Raw genomic sequence first — 16,839 nt, 5'->3', positions numbered from 1 at the left:
TAGAATTACAGAGGTGTGTCTCATGACTAGTATCGTTAAAATTAGAGCAAGCGTATTTATTCCAATGTCTTGGACTGAACCTAAGAAGGACATTCAAACGGGCAATGTGATCCAATTTGAAGGTGACTCACGTGAATTTACACCTTATGCTGTAAACGCTATGCGTTCCAGAATTGAACAAGAAGTAGTTGTAGATTTTTACAAAAAAGAAATTTTCACATATGGAAATACAGGTATAACCACAGAAAGGGTTACAACTTCAGATGGTTCCGTTAATAAAAGAACAGGAAAAGCTAGTACAGAAAATATTTTGTGCACTGATATTGTATGGAATTCTGATGACGTCAAATTTCAAATGAGTGCGAGTGCTAGCAATCCATTAAATGTATATGCACCTCCCGTTGACTACCTATTAACCGTACAGGTCAAAAAAGATGGCACTGTCCATATTGAAGGTGCACATGATGGATTCCCTTGTTATGAATTTTATAAACAAGTAAATTTTGAGCCGTTTGAAGAAATTCATACACATGATTTCAGAGAAACTGGTGATACAGCTGAAGCGCTAGGTGGAGAAATGGAGTATAGTTTTAAAAAGATATTGTAAAGGCAATATAACGCGGTTTTTAGTGAATATATAACAACGTAAGAGTAAGTAACAGGAGGAACAGAGAATGACAACAGTTTTATTTGTAAAAGCAAACAATCGCCCGGCAAACCAATCAGTTAGTGTAAAATTACACGAGGCTTTTTTAGCGAGCTACAAAGAATCACATCCAAATGATACAGTAGTAGAGCTTGATTTATACAAGGAAGAATTGCCATATGTAGGAGTAGATATGATTAATGGTACATTTAAGGCTAGTAGAGGACTTGATTTAACAACAGAAGAAGCAAAGGCTGTAGCTGTTGCTGATAAATATTTAGAGCAATTCCTTGCAGCTGATAAAGTTGTATTTGGTTTCCCGTTATGGAATTTGACAATCCCAGCTATACTACACACATATATTGATTACTTAAATCGTGCGGGCAAAACATTTAAATATACGCCAGAAGGTCCAGTAGGTCTTATTGGAAATAAGAAAATTGCATTGTTAAACGCAAGTGGTGGTGTATATTCTGAAGGACCAAAAGCCCAAATGGAAATGGCTGTTAAAGTAGCAAGTACGTTCTAATTAATATAACATTTGTTACTCTATATAGCAGTACCAACATTTTTATAGCGGTGGTACTGCTTTTTTAGTCGCTTATCTCGCTACTTTTTTACATTTTATCCATACAGAACCAAAAAACTGAACAAGAAGCTATAATGAATCATTTTGTAAGAGCTAAGAAACAGCATCCAACATTAGAAATGTGCTTTTTCAATTAAAGACTTTTGCCTACAAACTGCATTTCCCGCTGCAATTTCATAAACGAACGGTACATCCCAATTCTCCAAGAGACGATCATCGCAAAAGCGAGTAAGAAGAACATGCCGCTTAATTGTTCTAAATCAATTGATTGACTTAAATATGATTTGAAAGCAATACGGACAACAAGTAAACCGACTAAAATAAATATAAATGCTTTAGAAGGTATTAAATAGATGTCTTTTCCACGTATTTCAAATTTTGACGTTTTAATAAGAAAAATAGAGAAAAATAAACCAACGATAACTGCTTCTAGAATTTCTGTTGTTGTTAATCGAAATTCTGGTAAGAAGTACATGGATGCTCCCGTACTCATAAAAATTGGCGGGAGTATAATTTTTTTAAGTGTTATAGGTTTTTTTGCTGATTTTAAGTGAAGAAACATCATTCCAACAGCCATACAAAGAGCAATAATACTTGATAGAACAGCTAAGTTCATGTTTTACCTCCTTTTATCCTTTGTATGATTTTTTTAATAGAATCATAAACCAAACAAGACCGACACCGATGATAGAATGAGACATTCCTGCCATATGACTTAATCCATTAAAATCGGTTCCATTTATTTGAAGAAGTCCACGGGCCGCCATTGAAGCAACTGTTAAAACCAATCCTATATTATAGACGATGAACCACATGTTAAAACTTTTTGCTTCATGGAATGCAAATGATTTTGATAGGGCTAAGGCAATTAAGAAGAATAAAAATCCAAGAACTAACACATGTGTGTGCAACAGGTTCAGTAGAGTAGTACCTTGAATTCCTTGCGCTTTTGCATATTCTCTCGCGAATATACCTGATAATAAACCGATAATTAAATAAGTGAATGCTGCATTATATAACTTTTTCATCATATACCTCCTAAGGTAGTTTTAGCAATGTTGATTTTTGGTAATGAAACTTTATTTAAAAGCTATTTGTCATTCCGTATATAAGTCCAGAAATATATGGAATTAGCCAAATGAACCATACGATAACGCTTAGTGTGTGGAATGTTGTCATCATTTTTGTATCTTTTTTTATTAACACAATTGTTGCCCAAACAGCATGGAATAGCATAAGTAAAATGGCTGATAAGCCTGTTATTCCATGGAAGCTGAACAGGGATCCTGCTTCTGCCATTTTCTCCATTAATGTGGTCCCGATCGTATCACATACGAGTCCAAGCCAGAAAATAATGACATGCCAAAATTTTAATGTCTTTTGAAATTTTTCACTCCATACTCCGATTGTATAAAAAATGAGTGCAGCTGTAATAAATGTAATAGCAGATGCTAACACGTTCATCATTCCTTTCTAACAGTCAGTTGCTTTATATAAAGCATGTTACATGAGAATTATGAATAGAATATGAACGCAATATTACATATGAATTTCGCTGGATTATTATATTTGAATTCAATTATGCTGTAAACAAAAAATTAAAATGTGCTGTTAATTAAAGAAAACTTTCTTATCCCCTAAATAGGGGATAAGAAAGTCTTTTTAGGTCATCGCTATTGTACAGGTGTTCTTATACTTCGTTTTCTCGTAGTAATTTTCCATCGCGAAGTATTAAAATTCGATCACATACATCAAGCATTTTTTCATCGTGTGTAATCATAATTGCTGCTTTTTTATTTTTCTTAACTTCATGTTTCATTCGTTCAACTACTTCTCTAGCACGTTTTGAGTCAAGACTAGCAGTAGGTTCATCAGCTAAAATTAAGTCTGGATTATTCATAAATGCACGAGCAATGGCTACACGTTGTTTTTCACCACCTGAAAGTTGATTTGGATAATGATTCATTCGATGTGATAATCCAAAAGTTTTCAGTAATTGTTCTGCAAGTTTACCAGCTTCTTTTTTATCTTCTCCCTTTAACTTAGCGATATATAAGAGTTGTTCTTTCACTGTTAAGAAAGGTACGAGGTTTGCAAATTGAAATATAAATCCGATTTTTCTTAAACGAATATCGGTCATCTCTTTTTCTGATAAGCTTGTTATATTTTGACCAGAAATGTAAATATTTCCTTTAGAAGGGGATAAAAGTGCACCTGCAATGGAAAGCAATGTACTTTTCCCAGAACCAGACGGACCAACAATGCCGATAAATTCGCCTTCTTTTATATTTAACGTAATTGGGTGCAAAGCTGTTACTTCTGTATCTCCTTCTCCATATACTTTACTTACTTGATCCAACTTTAATAATGACGATGGGGTATCCCATTTTAATTCTGTCACCATTACATGCCACCTCCGATTGCTTCTAATGCATCTACTTTTAATACTTGATATAGAGAAATTAGTGTACCGAATATACTAATTAAGATAAAGATACCTGCATATTGCAAGATTGTTGTTGTTGTTAATAAGAACGGCATACTAGCTGGTAAAACAGCCTGTACTGCAAAGATTAAGCCAATGCCGATTATAAGAGCAACACCAGATAAGAATATAGACTGTACAACTAAACTATTTGCTAAATATGAGTTTTTTGTTCCGATTGCTTTTAATACACCTAATTGATGTGTTTTTTGTAATGTAATGACATAGAAGAAAACACCAATTAATAATGCTGAAATTACAAGTAAAAACGCAATAATCATCGTTAATGTTCCTTGTTCTTCTTTATAACCTGGAATACTTTGCAGTACTTCTTTTTTATCAACAACTGTTGCATTATCGATTTTTTTATCAGTATTTAGGGCGATTACACTGTAATCTTTTTGATGTGGCAGTGCAATGCTGTCCCATACATTTTCATTCATATGAACAACAGGTGCATGACTAAACATTTGATTTTGTGTAAATCCGACAACTTTGAAAACCTTTTGAGAAACAGGATCTACTAGTTCATCTCCAAGCTTTATCCCTTTTTCCTTGATGGATTCATCAGCAATGATTTCATTGTTTTCTAAAGTACCGTTTTTTCCTTCAACAACTTTTGGGGCAATGAATGAATCTTGTTTACTTGAAAAAATAGCAACATCAACTTTATTTGAACTGCCTTCTTTTTCAAATGTTGCGACTTTAATATGCATTGGAACCGCATCTTTTGCATCAACCTGTGCCAATACTTTATCTACATCCTCTTTCTTAATTTGGGAGCGTAATAATTTACCCTCTGCATCATTTGATAATATAAACTTGTCTGCTTTCATTTCGATAATAGAAGAGGCATTAGCATGAGATAAACCATTTGCTAGACCTGATATAATAAGTACAAGAAATGATAATAACATCATGATTGTGCTGATTAATCCGTATCGTAATTTCGATTGTTTTAATTCTTTAAGTGCTAAAAACATTAGGTTCATTCCTCCTTGTTTCATTCTATGTTCTTATCATAAAGAGGAAATATGAACAGAATATGAACAAAAGGTTACAAAAGACGGGTATACAGTTTATATATAAATATGTTACAGAAAAAGAAGATAACTCCCTATTGTATAAAGGAAGTTATCTTTTTTTTGATCGCTGTATATTAATAAAAATTTTGTTTCTTGTTCAAAGTAGGTATTTTTTCAGTAGGCATTAGTGAATGCAGGTTATTTTTTATTTTGCATATGAATAGTCCCTTCTTGTTGTTTCGGAAGGTAAATAGAAAAAATCGTTCCTTTTCCAAGTTCACTATCCACTGTTATTACTCCGCTATGAAGGTCAATGACTTTTTTTACAATAGAAAGACCTAATCCACTTCCATTTACATTTCTGTTTCGGGCAGTATCGACTTTATGAAATCGATCAAATATTTTTTTTATTTCATTTTCAGGTATACCAATACCCATATCAGTAATCGAAATGCGCCATTCTGTTTCCAGCTCTTCTGCTTCAAATGCAATCGTTCCGCCGCTTTCTGTAAATTTGATACTATTGGTAAATAAATTCATCCATACTTGATGGAGCAAGTTTTCGTCTCCGTAAATTTGCATGTTGGGAACATCCATTTCAACTGCAAGTTCTTTCGTTCTCCATTCCCATTCAAGCATAAAAATAGTATCTTTTATTTGCTTCCCAAGATCAAAAGATTGCTTACGTAAAGTAAGATCTTCTTTATCAAGTGATGCAAGTATTAATAATTGTTTGCATAAACTGGACATGCGTCGACTTTCTGATTCGATGATTTCTAGGTAATGTGTCTGCTCAGATTTCGTTAAATCATTAGTTTGTAATGTTTTTGAAAATCCTTGAATAGATGATAATGGTGACTGAAATTCATGTGAAACATTCGAAACAAATTCTTGTCGCATCTGCTCTGAATTGCGTAATCTTTTGGCCATTTTACGAAAGCTAGTTGCAAGCGTTCCAATCTCATCTCGGCGATTTTCTGGTAGTGCTAAATCATAGTTGCCACATGCAACCTCTTTTGTCGCATGTGTAAATCTTTGAATAGGACGAACGACAAAGCGGGTAGCTATCGCGATACAAATTAGACTGATTATAATAATTAATCCTAATAAAACAGCATAGAAAATACGTAATTCTCCAAATTGCTGTTGAATATCCGGACGAATAAATAGCGCATACCCCTTACCATTGTTTTCGATAGGGATCCCAATACTATTCAAAAGTGTATTATCAAAAAAGCCAGTAGCAAATAAACGATTAGGATACGTTGCAATTCCATTGTATATATTTCCTTTTAATACATGTTCAATTGTCTCTTTACTAATATTCATTTTCTTGAAATTATCATCGTACTGCTTGCCTTGTTTTTTATCGTCTACTACGTAAATTTCAAAGCCAAGGTTAGAAATAGACTGTAAATAACCATCTTTATTTTGTTCTGTATTTTTCTCATATAAATATTTTACTTCTTGTGCGTATTTTAAAATTTTCTCGCTGTTATATGGTTTTAAATAAACATGATAATATACATTTGTAAGTAAAAATGCCAATATACTACTAACCAGCATAATAAAAACTGATATGATAACAAATCTAGCATATAATGAACGCATATTTTTTCACCTCTAATTTATCGTTCTATTTTTTGAAAGTAAGACCTCCCGTATCAAGATTTTGAGAAAACACAGAAGATAGGAGGGAGTTGACTGCTGGCATGTGCCTGAGCAGTAGGGGGGAAAGAAAAACTTCCACTGATGGAAGTTTCACTTTATATAAAATGATGATCACAAATGATATAAGAAATTGGAAAATCCAACAAAGTGAAAAATGTAATAAGCATAAGTGTTCCTTCTTTCACTTTTATAGAATAAGAGATGTTTATGAACAGAAGATGAACATGTTATTACAATTTCTAAGAAAATGAAAAGTGTGCTGTCAATAAAACTGACAGCACACTTCTCGTTTCATTAAAACGATGAACCATTACAAGATAAATATGATTTTTTATATAAAAATACAATTGATTTGTATGAAAAAGCGGAATGATTAGTGAAAAAGGATGCACAAATATATTATTCGTTTTATGAAATAACTCGCCAAAAAAGTAAAAAAAGTGTGCAACTAATTCAAAGAACCCTGTTCTTATGTGATTTGTCAGTAGCGGGCTTTTTTCTTTTTTGACAGGGGAGTTTTATGTCAAATAAAATATACATTACTACATTGTTTATGTATATTTTATTATACAGTATTAATAAAGAATAGTTGCCTATTCATAAGATATAACATTGGCACAGTTTTTGCTTATATTACATTAAAGGAAGGGGGAAGTAAATTCAAGCAATAAGTATGATGTATCATTAGTAGTAAAAAAGTGACTTACCATTATATCACTAATTTTACTAGTATCAATAGGGGGGCTGTTTAATAAAGACAGGTTGAACAATTCATTTTTAAAAAAGTCTGAATTTTCGATCTATTAAAAAGGAGGCAACAGCATGGTGAAATACTCGAAATTTTATAAATTGATGCTGGGCGTTGGACTTGTTACTATATCATGTAATGGATTGCAAGTTCAAGCAGAGACAAAAGAGAAATATACGAAGAATACATTACAAATGGAGCCGATAGGGTTAAGGCAATCTCCTGATGAGTTGGCACACTCTTCGAACATACAAGAAAGTACTTCATTTACAAAACGGTTAAAGTTAGCAGACCTATCGCAGCGTCCACCAATGCCAAAAGAGAATACTAAACAGCTAGTTGAAGAAAGAAAATATTCGATGGCTGAATTGAATCAATTAAGCAACAAACAATTAGCCGATCTTCTTGTGACAATTAAATGGAATCAAATTCCGGAATTATTTCAGTTTAATAATGATAGTTTGAAATTCTATCAAGATGATAGCCGTATGCAAGCACTCATTGATAAACTAGCAGAACAAGGTCAAACGTATACGAAAGATGATTCAAAAGGAGTTGAGACATTAGTAGAAGTTATACGCTCAGGTTTTTATTTAGGCTTTTATCATCAAGAATTAAGTAAACTAAGTGAGCGTAGCTATCATGACAAATGTTTACCAGCGTTAAAAACAATTGCGAAGAACCCGAATTTTAAACTTGGTACATCAGAACAAAATAAAGTAATTTCGTCGTATGGAATGTTAATTGGAGGCGCGTCGGCTGATGTTGAAATAATTCAATATGCTGCTGGAATTCTTAAACAATATAATGATAATCTTTCTACGTTTATTGAAGATCGGACAAAAGGTGATGCTATATATAACTTGATGAAAGAAATTGATTATGATGTTCAGTCGTATATGTATACTACGGACAAAGAACCAAAAGATACGATGTGGTATAAGAACATCGATAGCTTTATTAATGAAGTAAGTCGTTTTGCACTAATTGGTACGGTAACGGATAAAAATGGATGGTTAATTAATAATGGCATTTACTATGCTAGCCGATTTGGCAAGTTTCATAGTACACCAACAAAAGGACAGCAAGTTGTTACAGAAGCGATGCGTATTTATCCATATTTAGGACAACAATATTTTGTTGCGGCAGAACAAATCACTACAAATTATGGCGGAGTAGATGCAAACGGAAAGACAATAAATTTAGATAAAATTAGAGAAGATGGCAAGCAAAAATATTTGCCGAAAACGTATACATTTGATGACGGGGCAATTGTCTTTAAAGCGGGAGATAAGGTTACTGAAGAGAAAATTAAACGTTTGTATTGGGCAGCAAAAGAAGTGAAAGCACAATTTTATCGTACAGTTGGTAGTGATAAGCCACTTGAAAGTGGACATGCTGATGATGTGTTAACAATGGTGATTTACAATAGTCCGGATGAATATCAATTTAATCGTCAATTGTACGGCTATGAAACAAATAATGGTGGAATTTACATTGAAGGAATCGGAACTTTCTTTACATATGAACGTACACCGCAGCAGAGTATTTATAGTTTAGAAGAATTGTTCCGTCATGAATTTACACACTATTTGCAAGGAAGATATGAAGTGCCCGGGTTATGGGGACAAGGAGAACTATATCAAAATGAACGCTTGACTTGGTTTGAAGAAGGAAATGCGGAATTCTTTGCAGGTTCAACTCGAGTAGATAGTGTTGTACCGCGAAAAAGTATAATTGGTGGATTATCCAATGATCCAGCTAAGCGATACACAGCTGAGCAAACATTAAATGCAAAATATGGAGCGTGGGATTTTTATAACTATTCGTTTGCATTGCAATCTTATATGTATAATAACCGCCCTGATATGTTCGATAAAGTACATGATTTAATTCGTGCAAATGATGTCCCAGGTTACGATGCGTATCGCTCTGCATTAAGTAAAGACAATAAATTAAATGAAGATTACCAATCTTATATGCAAATGCTTATTAATAATCGTGATAAGTATACAATTCCGCAAGTATCAGATGATTATTTAGCAGGGCATAAACTGAAAGCGCTTTTGGATGTTGCGGCGGATATCACAAATGAAGCAAAGTTAAAAAATGTGAAGGTAACAAAGAATAAATCACAATTCTTTAATACATTTACACTACAAGGAACATATACAGGAAGTACGTCAAAAGGAGAAAATGAAGACTGGAAAGCGATGAATCAAGCAACGAATGAGATGCTTAAACATCTTTCGCAAAAAGAGTGGAGCGGATATAAAACATTAACTGCTTATTTCGTAAATTACCGTGTCAATGCAGCTGGGCAATTTGAATATGATATTGTGTTTAACGGAGTGAATACTGAGGAGGATACTAGTGTAGAAAAAGAACCAAATAATTCATTCGATACAGCTAACCCTCTATCTCTGAACACGTTATTACGAGGTAGCCTAAATAATCAAGATCAAGTTGATCGCTTTGTAATTGATATAAGGGAAGCGAAGGATTTACAGATTACCGTTACGAATGAGCAAAATCTTGGATTGAATTGGGTATTATATCAAGAGTCAGATTTGAATAACTATGTTACTTATGCAACAAAGTACGAAGGAAATAAATTGCTGGGAAGCTATTATGCGAATCCGGGGAAATATTATTTAAGTGTATATAAATATGGCAGTGGAACAGGGAATTATACAATAGAAGTAAAATAATAGAAAGGGGCTGTTTCGAAAGCCGCTTGTTAATTATATAACCACCTGCTGCTAATTTTTTCATAACACAGTACTTGGAAATGATATGTTATTAGCCTTTTGTGGATTTAAAATAAAGTCATGATCTTTAAAACAAAGTCGCGACGTTTGTAAGGAAGTCACACTGTTTTGAAAAAAGTTAAACTGTTTATAAAAAAATGAAATTCCTTATCTTAAGAAGGGATTTCGTTTTTTTAATTATACTAACGGGACCAACTGTTACTTACTAATTTAGACATTAAATATCTATTTCACAAGTAAAGCTCCGAGGCCACCTTCAATGATTCAATCGTTACCATTCTTTCAGCCTTGGGGGAGCTCTCTGATACACTCCTAACCATCTACTCTCCTCTTCATCGCAAATAAAATCATGGCAAATTACAGTTGTTTAAGTTATTATAACGGATTATAAAAAAATACATGTTATTTTGTCAATACATTTTTAATCACGCTATTTACGGACAGTAAGACTCACTTCTTACGACAAAGAAGTTAAATTAGGAATCAACTGCTCGTAAAAGCCTGATTCATGAGGGAGAAAACTCTCAACGATTAAAGTTTCACTCTATTATGTTTTCCTTGTAACTCTACGATTAAAAGGCGAAACACTTTTTTATAAGGTTTCATTTCATGCTGATTATGCTACAAGATAGAAATTAGAGTTCGCTATTTACTCTTAAGCTCGATTATGGGTAACTACTCACCTAGATTTGCTACGGTGATGAAGTGTTTTTATAATAATCGGGTAATGGTGTTTATTTCTAATCTAGTTATTATTTTCTAATTATTATAAAATAAGTAATTTTGTAATTTTATGACGAAGGGAAGATAGGGTGAATTTTCCGACTATTGCGAATGGTTAATAGGAAATGGAAAATGATTTTAGGGCAGCTTTTAAAAGAGAGAAAAAAGTGACGCTTGCTTCATCATTTTGATACCTAATAGAAATTGTAGTATAGTGTTCAGCTTGGGATTTAATAGCGCAAGAGGGGGAAATGAAGTGGAAAACAAAGAACTAAAGAGGGGTTTAGAAGCGCGTCATATTCAAATGATTGCTTTAGGCGGTACAATTGGTGTTGGTTTATTTATGGGTTCAGCAAGTACGATTAAATGGACAGGTCCGTCGGTAATGCTTGCTTATGCAATCGCAGGAATTTTTATATTTTTCATTATGCGTGCGATGGGAGAAATGTTGTATGTAGAGCCAGGTACAGGTTCATTTGCGACATTTGGCCATAAGTATATACACCCATTAGCAGGGTATATGACGGCATGGAGTAACTGGTTCCAGTGGGTGATTGTTGGAATGTCAGAAATTATAGCGGTTGGGGCATACATGCAGTACTGGTTCCCGGATCTGCCTGCTTGGGTGCCAGGTATCATCACAATGGTGATTCTTGGTGCGGCGAATTTAATTTCTGTTAAATCATTTGGTGAATTTGAATTTTGGTTTGCGATGATTAAAATCGTTACCATTGTGTTAATGATTATTGCGGGGGTTGGACTTATTTTCTTCGGATTTGGTAACGGAGGGAATGCAATCGGTTTATCTAATCTTTGGGAAAATGGCGGCTTCTTTACAGGTGGCTGGTCAGGGTTCTTCTTTGCTCTATCACTAGTTGTTGGGGCTTATCAAGGTGTCGAATTAATTGGGATTACAGCTGGCGAAGCAAAAGATCCGAGAAAAACGTTAACTAAAGCGATTCAAAGTACGATTTGGCGTATTTTAATTTTCTATATTGGGGCAATTTTTGTTATTGTAACTGTTTACCCTTGGGATCAACTAAGCTCAATTGGTAGCCCGTTTGTGGCAACTTTTGCGAAAGTGGGGATTACAGCAGCTGCTGGGCTGATTAACTTTGTCGTAATCACAGCTGCAATGTCTGGCTGTAACAGTGGTATTTACAGTGCAGGACGTATGCTTTATACACTAGGAATGAATGGACAAGCACCAAAATACTTTGCAAAAGTCTCCCGTAATGGTGTGCCTTTATTTGGTACGATTGGCGTGTTAATTGGCTTAGCGATTGGCGTTATTTTAAGTTATATTGCACCAAAAAACTTATTCGTGTATGTATACAGTGCAAGTGTACTTCCTGGTATGATTCCGTGGTTTGTCATTCTGATTAGTCAAATTCGATTCAGAAAAGCAAAAGGAGCTGAAATGGACAATCATCCGTTCAAAATGCCATTTGCGCCTGTTACAAACTATGTAACGATTGCCTTTTTAATCATGGTACTAATCGGTATGTGGTTCAACGAAGACACACGAATCTCACTTATTGTAGGCGTTATTTTCCTGGCTATCGTTGTCATTAGCTTTTATGCTTTTGGAATAGGTAAGCGTGTTCCAGTAGAGGTTCAAACAGAAAATGAAGTGGCTAACCGATAATTTACTTTGTTTGGTTAACGTTTTTCTAATTGGACAATAATACGAAGAATTTTTGATGAGGTATCAAGACAACCGAATGTTTCATAGTGCTAATAAAAAGCAAACAACCGATGAGAAAGACTCAGTAGGTTGTTTGCTTTTTTGTATTGTTCTTTTTATTTTTTTAGTGGTAGCAATAACTTAGAAACACTATTTTTCACTCGTAAAGTGGATGAGTAAAAAGTTGTGAAAGTGGATGGTCCTTTTGAAATGAATATCCCTTATTATAAAAGAGAAGGGTAGTATGCTTTAAGTATCTTGATTATGCTCTCATCCAAAAAGTATAAAGTTTTTAAGTCGAACGATTAGATTTTCTGTTCAAATAGACTGGTTTTAGAGAGGAGAAAGCCAATGAAATTTGCAATTTCATTAGTTATTATTATTGTAATTGTATCACTTTTGGGAACGATGTTAGTTGCAAGAAACACGGAGGAAAATTACGGTCAGTCTACGAAGCAGAATGTGACGAACTTGTCTGTTATTTATATCGTCCTTTTATTAAGTCTTCTTATAGGAGTTACGTGGTATGCGGTTGCTGTCTTGTAGTCTTTGTACTTTAGATAAGTAGGTGGCCTAAATGAAATGGAATGTTTATTTTTTAACACTATTCTTTTTTATAAGGATATAGAGACATCGCCTTTTAATGTAAAGAAGCTCCATTCCTCAAATATGTGAATGTACAATAGGAGTGGGAATTCAATTCGTATATCTATTTAGTTACTACTATTCACATTGTAGAATGAGTGAATATCTTCATAGTTGGGAATGAATAGGGCAAACTATGCTAAATTCAAACAGCGAAATACTTAGTATATAACAAACAGAGGTTAACACCTTAATTTTATTTTAATCAATAAAAAGTCTGCTGATAAGGGGGAGGGAATTAGATGGAATGGAGACCCAATCGTGCAGATAAAACGCCAGTCTACAAACAAATTGCTGACTATATAGAACAGGGGATTTCTTCAGGAGAATTTTCTTCAGATAGTATGTTACCTTCGGAACGTACTTTAGCAAAAGAGTTGCAAGTGAACCGCAGTACGGTAGTAGCGGCATATGAGGAACTGAAATCACTTGGGGTAGTAGAGAGAATAAAAGGAAGTGGAACGCGTGTAAACACAGATATATGGGGGATATCGCGTAAACGTACGCCAAATTGGGGGAGATATGTAGAAGATGGTTCATTCCTCCCGAATCTACCGCTAGTTCAACAAATTCGAACAGAAACTCAGAAGGATGATTTGATTAATTTAGCAAGTGGTGAGTTGTCACGGGATTTGTTTCCTGCTGACCAGTTTCGCAGGATTCTCTCAGAACAAATATTTATGGAGAATCTAGGATATGATCATCCACAAGGAAATGAAAAGTTAAGGGAAACGATTTCTTCACATGTAGATAAATATAAAAATATCGATGTTGATCCACGCTCTATTTTAATTACATCAGGGGCGCAGCAGGCACTTAATCTTATTGTGCAGTGCTTGCTTAAGCCAGGAGATGCCATTGCTATTGAGAATCCATCGTATTGTTTTTCGCTTCCGATGTTTAAATCTGCCGGGTTAAAAATATACCATTTACCTGTGGATCAACATGGCATGAATCCGGATGATTTGATAGATTTACACAGAAAGCACCGAATTCGCATGGTATTTCTAAATCCGGATTATCAAAATCCAACCGGAACGGTCCTTTCATTGTCTCGTCGCAAAAAGATTTTGGGATTGTCATCTGAATTTGGTATACCAATTGTGGAAGATGATCCTTATAGCTTAACTTCTTTCAATGGAGAAGTAAATCCAACCTTAAAGTCTATGGATACGAATGGAAATGTTCTATATATTAGTTCATTATCGAAAATCGTAGCATCTGGATTGCGAATTGGGTGGGTGATTGGTCCACCTCAGGTCATTGAGCGTTTAGCAGATGCAAAGCAGCAAGTAGATTTTGGACATAGTGTCTTTCCTCAATGGATAGCGAATCAATTCTTAGAATCAGAAAATTTTCATGCGCATATTTCTATGCTTCGTAAACAACTGAAACAGAGAAGGGATCAATTAATCACAAGTCTTGGGGAACTTTTAGGGAATCAGGTTGAATTTCATGTTCCAGAAGGTGGTATCCATTTGTGGTGTCAAGTGCAGGGTTCAATTGATGAATATCATTTATTAGGAAGAGCGATACAAAATGGTGTAGCTTTTGTTCCAGGGAGTGTATTAGGTTCGAAAAAAGAATATGTACGTTTTACTTTTGGAAGAGCGAACACAGATCTTATTCATGTAGGGATTAAAAGATTTGTAGAGACTCTAAATAGTATTCGACGATAATAGGAATCATGTAATAATAAGAATTTAGAATGTAGTGGAGATGATAAAATATGACGACCTGGTTTATAGTTATGTTAGTTCTTTTCGGTGGTCTTAAAATAGTAGTGTCCAGTCTTCCAACCTCTGTTGTGGAGTCTTTTGTCAGTAGATTTGAATTGCATCCACAACTTAATGGTGAGGCTGTTACCGTAACAATTGACGGAAACCGATTAGCAGATGAAGATAAACTTCAAATTATTGATTACTTTAACGAAGCAATATTTTTAGAGAAATATTATTTTCCACCAGAGGGCAGTGAGACTCCATTGATCATTGATACGAAGAGAGGAAAAAACGATGTTAGGTTTTGGGTTTATAGTTACAACGATCATGTTGATGTAGTCAAACAGTACAAGAGGAAAGTAGTCGCGTATAGTCTGCGTTCCAAAAGCCTTCAAAACCATTTTATGTTAGTAATGGGAGAGGTAGTTTAACAGATTTTTAAAGGGACGGTCTAAAACCCATTACAAAGACAAATCATAAAGAGAAGGAGCAATTGGAATGAGTTGCTCCTTTTTGGAATGCAACAATATTTAGTATAACGATATTATTCGTATCTTAAACCATTAGAAATACGTTCAATAGATTCCCAATCTTTTACGATAATTTGTTTGTTTTCTTTGCGAATGACATTCGTTATACTTAATTTTTCGATAATGCGATTTAGATGTCGAGTTGTAGTACCGATAAGTGAAGCGATCTCGTGATGATCTGTTGTACGGATTTCTCTCCCGAATAGTTTAGAGGTATTTCGTATTGTGCATAAGTAACTTGCAAATCGTGTTTCCACTGAAGCTAACAAATTAATACGTGAGGCAGTCGTACATGTTTGTAGTTTGTAAGTCACATGGTGTAAAAGTTCTTGTGAAAAAGCAATGTCATGTAAAAGTACATTATTAACATAGTGTTTATTGATAAAAATAAAATCGGTTTTTTCTTCAGCGCTTACATGCGATTGTATATTTACATTTTGAATGAGTTCAATATCACCCATAATGGAAACGGCAGAACAAAATCGAAGTAATAATGCTTTTCCTGTAATTACACTCGTCGTAATTTTTGTACGTCCAGATATTTGAATGTATAGACCGTCAATAGCTTCTCCTTCGTGTAACACAATCTCTTTTACATCATATCGTCGAATTTGAAATGGGTGATGAAGATGTGTAAAAAGTTTCTGTATATGTTCATTTGCTAAGTAAGTTGATAGTAGCAAGTCGTCTTCAATTTTTTTCATGATTTTCCTCCTTTTTCGGACATCTGTCCTGTTCATTATAAAAGAATTTTTTTACATTAAAAAGAAAGGAGTGATGTATATGAAATTTATTTTTGATATTGATGGTACAATTTGTTTTAAAGGAAACCCATTAACGGAAGGTATAATTCAAGCATTAGATACTTGTCATGCTAGAGGACATGAAATCATATTTGCATCTGCTAGACCAATAAGAGATTTATTACCTGTAATACCAAGGCATATGCATCACTATTCAATGATTGGTGGAAATGGGGCATTTGTTGTAAAAGAAGGAAAAGTCATTGAGGTTACACCATTTGATAAATCAACAATGAAGTCTATTCGTTCATTAATAGAGGAGCATCACCTTGCTTATTTGATCGATAGTCAATGGGATTATGCTTATACTGGAAGTGAAAATCATCCAATTTATCGCAACATAGATCCTGATAAATTAGCTACTAATGTATCGATTGATTGCATCGATGAAATGGTGAAAGTTGTGTTGTTCCCTGATGGGAATGAAGAAAAATTAGTGGAAGTGTTAAATGAACTACCTGTGCAAATGTATGCACATCATCAAGAGGACATAATTGATATAAGTCCATTAGGGATTGATAAATGGAAAGGATTACAAAAGTTAGGAGTAGAAGAAGGATCATTCATCGCTTTCGGTAACGATGCAAATGATGTACCAATGTTTTTGCATGCGAAAGAGGGAGTTTGTATTGGTGATCATAAAATGTTGCGCTCCGTTGCATCTATGAGCCTACAGAGTAATGAGCAATGTATTATTGAAAAAATTATTAAGTTATCAGACATAGAATCTAGGAATATATGGGACTTAATGAGGAACCTTTAAAGCAAATTAGAAGTTGGTTTCTAATTTGCTTT

General features: G+C 34.2%; 15 protein-coding genes. 8 read left to right on the top strand and 7 right to left on the bottom strand.

The features are described from left to right. Positions 1-22: 22 nt before the first annotated feature. Positions 23-607: a DUF3238 domain-containing protein gene (locus tag JDS96_RS20145; RefSeq protein WP_033799794.1), complete on the top strand. Its 585-nt coding sequence runs from the start codon at positions 23-25 to the stop codon at positions 605-607. 67 nt (positions 608-674) lie between these two features. After that, positions 675-1,175, top strand: coding sequence for an FMN-dependent NADH-azoreductase (locus JDS96_RS20140; RefSeq protein ID WP_199667818.1), 501 nt, complete (start codon positions 675-677; stop codon positions 1,173-1,175). Between the two features lie 193 nt (positions 1,176-1,368). Here the strand turns inward: JDS96_RS20140 and JDS96_RS20135 are convergent, their stop codons facing one another. The 6 genes from JDS96_RS20135 to JDS96_RS20110 all read right to left on the bottom strand — a co-directional run bounded on the left by JDS96_RS20135 (position 1,369) and on the right by JDS96_RS20110 (position 6,356). Further along, positions 1,369-1,851 (bottom strand): CcdC family protein, encoded by a 483-nt coding sequence (locus tag JDS96_RS20135; RefSeq protein WP_199667817.1) that lies wholly within the window; start codon positions 1,849-1,851, stop codon positions 1,369-1,371. Between the two features lie 13 nt (positions 1,852-1,864). Continuing rightward, positions 1,865-2,263 carry a DUF2871 domain-containing protein gene (locus tag JDS96_RS20130; RefSeq protein ID WP_018782225.1) on the bottom strand — a complete coding sequence of 133 codons (399 nt, stop codon included), beginning with the start codon at positions 2,261-2,263 and terminating at the stop codon, positions 1,865-1,867. 55 nt (positions 2,264-2,318) lie between these two features. Next, positions 2,319-2,693, bottom strand: coding sequence for an HsmA family protein (locus tag JDS96_RS20125; RefSeq protein ID WP_018782224.1), 375 nt, complete (start codon positions 2,691-2,693; stop codon positions 2,319-2,321). 232 nt (positions 2,694-2,925) lie between these two features. Beyond that, positions 2,926-3,639, bottom strand: coding sequence for an ABC transporter ATP-binding protein (locus JDS96_RS20120; protein WP_199667816.1), 714 nt, complete (start codon positions 3,637-3,639; stop codon positions 2,926-2,928). Continuing rightward, positions 3,639-4,703, bottom strand: a complete 1,065-nt coding sequence (locus JDS96_RS20115; RefSeq protein ID WP_199667815.1) for an ABC transporter permease — start codon at positions 4,701-4,703, stop codon at positions 3,639-3,641. The genes JDS96_RS20120 and JDS96_RS20115 overlap by 1 nt, the downstream gene beginning before the upstream one ends. Positions 4,704-4,943: 240 nt before the next feature. Then, positions 4,944-6,356 carry a sensor histidine kinase gene (locus tag JDS96_RS20110; protein WP_199667814.1) on the bottom strand — a complete coding sequence of 471 codons (1,413 nt, stop codon included), beginning with the start codon at positions 6,354-6,356 and terminating at the stop codon, positions 4,944-4,946. Between the two features lie 882 nt (positions 6,357-7,238). Here JDS96_RS20110 and JDS96_RS20105 point away from each other — a divergent pair. The 5 genes from JDS96_RS20105 (at position 7,239) to JDS96_RS20085 (ending at position 15,142) form a co-directional block, all read left to right on the top strand. Continuing rightward, a complete protein-coding gene (locus JDS96_RS20105; RefSeq protein WP_199667813.1) occupies positions 7,239-9,875 on the top strand; it encodes a collagenase in 2,637 nt (878 codons plus the stop codon). 1,039 nt (positions 9,876-10,914) lie between these two features. Continuing rightward, complete coding sequence (locus JDS96_RS20100; protein WP_018782218.1) at positions 10,915-12,306, top strand: amino acid permease; 1,392 nt, start codon at positions 10,915-10,917, stop codon at positions 12,304-12,306. Between the two features lie 390 nt (positions 12,307-12,696). Beyond that, entirely contained in the window at positions 12,697-12,891 is a 195-nt protein-coding gene (locus JDS96_RS20095; protein WP_097794568.1) for a hypothetical protein, read from the top strand. A 341-nt stretch (positions 12,892-13,232) separates the two neighbouring features. After that, positions 13,233-14,669: a MocR-like pyridoxine biosynthesis transcription factor PdxR gene (gene pdxR, locus JDS96_RS20090; RefSeq protein WP_033798081.1), complete on the top strand. Its 1,437-nt coding sequence runs from the start codon at positions 13,233-13,235 to the stop codon at positions 14,667-14,669. Positions 14,670-14,719: 50 nt separating this feature from the next. Then, complete coding sequence (locus tag JDS96_RS20085) at positions 14,720-15,142, top strand: YfmQ family protein (protein ID WP_199667812.1); 423 nt, start codon at positions 14,720-14,722, stop codon at positions 15,140-15,142. Positions 15,143-15,255: 113 nt separating this feature from the next. On the opposite strand, the gene JDS96_RS20080 is transcribed toward JDS96_RS20085, so the two are convergent. Then, the gene (locus JDS96_RS20080; protein WP_018765207.1) at positions 15,256-15,945 is read right to left on the bottom strand and encodes a Crp/Fnr family transcriptional regulator; all 690 of its coding nucleotides are present in this window, start codon (positions 15,943-15,945) and stop codon (positions 15,256-15,258) included. Positions 15,946-16,018: 73 nt separating this feature from the next. Between JDS96_RS20080 and JDS96_RS20075 the strand changes: the two genes are divergently transcribed. After that, a complete protein-coding gene (locus tag JDS96_RS20075) occupies positions 16,019-16,807 on the top strand; it encodes an HAD-IIB family hydrolase (RefSeq protein WP_003199369.1) in 789 nt (262 codons plus the stop codon). Positions 16,808-16,839 lie beyond the last annotated feature (32 nt).

The sequence above is a fragment of the Bacillus cereus group sp. N21 genome (assembly GCF_016483395.1).
In the GTDB taxonomy this organism is placed as follows: Bacteria; Bacillota; Bacilli; order Bacillales; family Bacillaceae_G; genus Bacillus_A; species Bacillus_A pseudomycoides.
Note: the sequence above shows the minus strand (reverse complement) of the source record. Positions and strands in the feature narration are given on the sequence as shown.

What these genes read in the sequence shown, in the direction of transcription:
- JDS96_RS20145 (WP_033799794.1), top strand. Translation starts at nt 23, where the DNA reads ATGACTAGTATCGTTAAAATTAGAGCAAGCGTATTTATTCCAATGTCT.
- JDS96_RS20140 (WP_199667818.1), top strand. Translation starts at nt 675, where the DNA reads ATGACAACAGTTTTATTTGTAAAAGCAAACAATCGCCCGGCAAACCAA.
- JDS96_RS20135 (WP_199667817.1), bottom strand. Translation starts at nt 1,851, where the DNA reads ATGAACTTAGCTGTTCTATCAAGTATTATTGCTCTTTGTATGGCTGTT.
- JDS96_RS20130 (WP_018782225.1), bottom strand. Translation starts at nt 2,263, where the DNA reads ATGAAAAAGTTATATAATGCAGCATTCACTTATTTAATTATCGGTTTA.
- JDS96_RS20120 (WP_199667816.1), bottom strand. Translation starts at nt 3,639, where the DNA reads ATGGTGACAGAATTAAAATGGGATACCCCATCGTCATTATTAAAGTTG.
- JDS96_RS20115 (WP_199667815.1), bottom strand. Translation starts at nt 4,703, where the DNA reads ATGTTTTTAGCACTTAAAGAATTAAAACAATCGAAATTACGATACGGA.
- JDS96_RS20110 (WP_199667814.1), bottom strand. Translation starts at nt 6,356, where the DNA reads ATGCGTTCATTATATGCTAGATTTGTTATCATATCAGTTTTTATTATG.
- JDS96_RS20105 (WP_199667813.1), top strand. Translation starts at nt 7,239, where the DNA reads ATGGTGAAATACTCGAAATTTTATAAATTGATGCTGGGCGTTGGACTT.
- JDS96_RS20095 (WP_097794568.1), top strand. Translation starts at nt 12,697, where the DNA reads ATGAAATTTGCAATTTCATTAGTTATTATTATTGTAATTGTATCACTT.
- pdxR (WP_033798081.1), top strand. Translation starts at nt 13,233, where the DNA reads ATGGAATGGAGACCCAATCGTGCAGATAAAACGCCAGTCTACAAACAA.
- JDS96_RS20085 (WP_199667812.1), top strand. Translation starts at nt 14,720, where the DNA reads ATGACGACCTGGTTTATAGTTATGTTAGTTCTTTTCGGTGGTCTTAAA.
- JDS96_RS20080 (WP_018765207.1), bottom strand. Translation starts at nt 15,945, where the DNA reads ATGAAAAAAATTGAAGACGACTTGCTACTATCAACTTACTTAGCAAAT.
- JDS96_RS20075 (WP_003199369.1), top strand. Translation starts at nt 16,019, where the DNA reads ATGTATATGAAATTTATTTTTGATATTGATGGTACAATTTGTTTTAAA.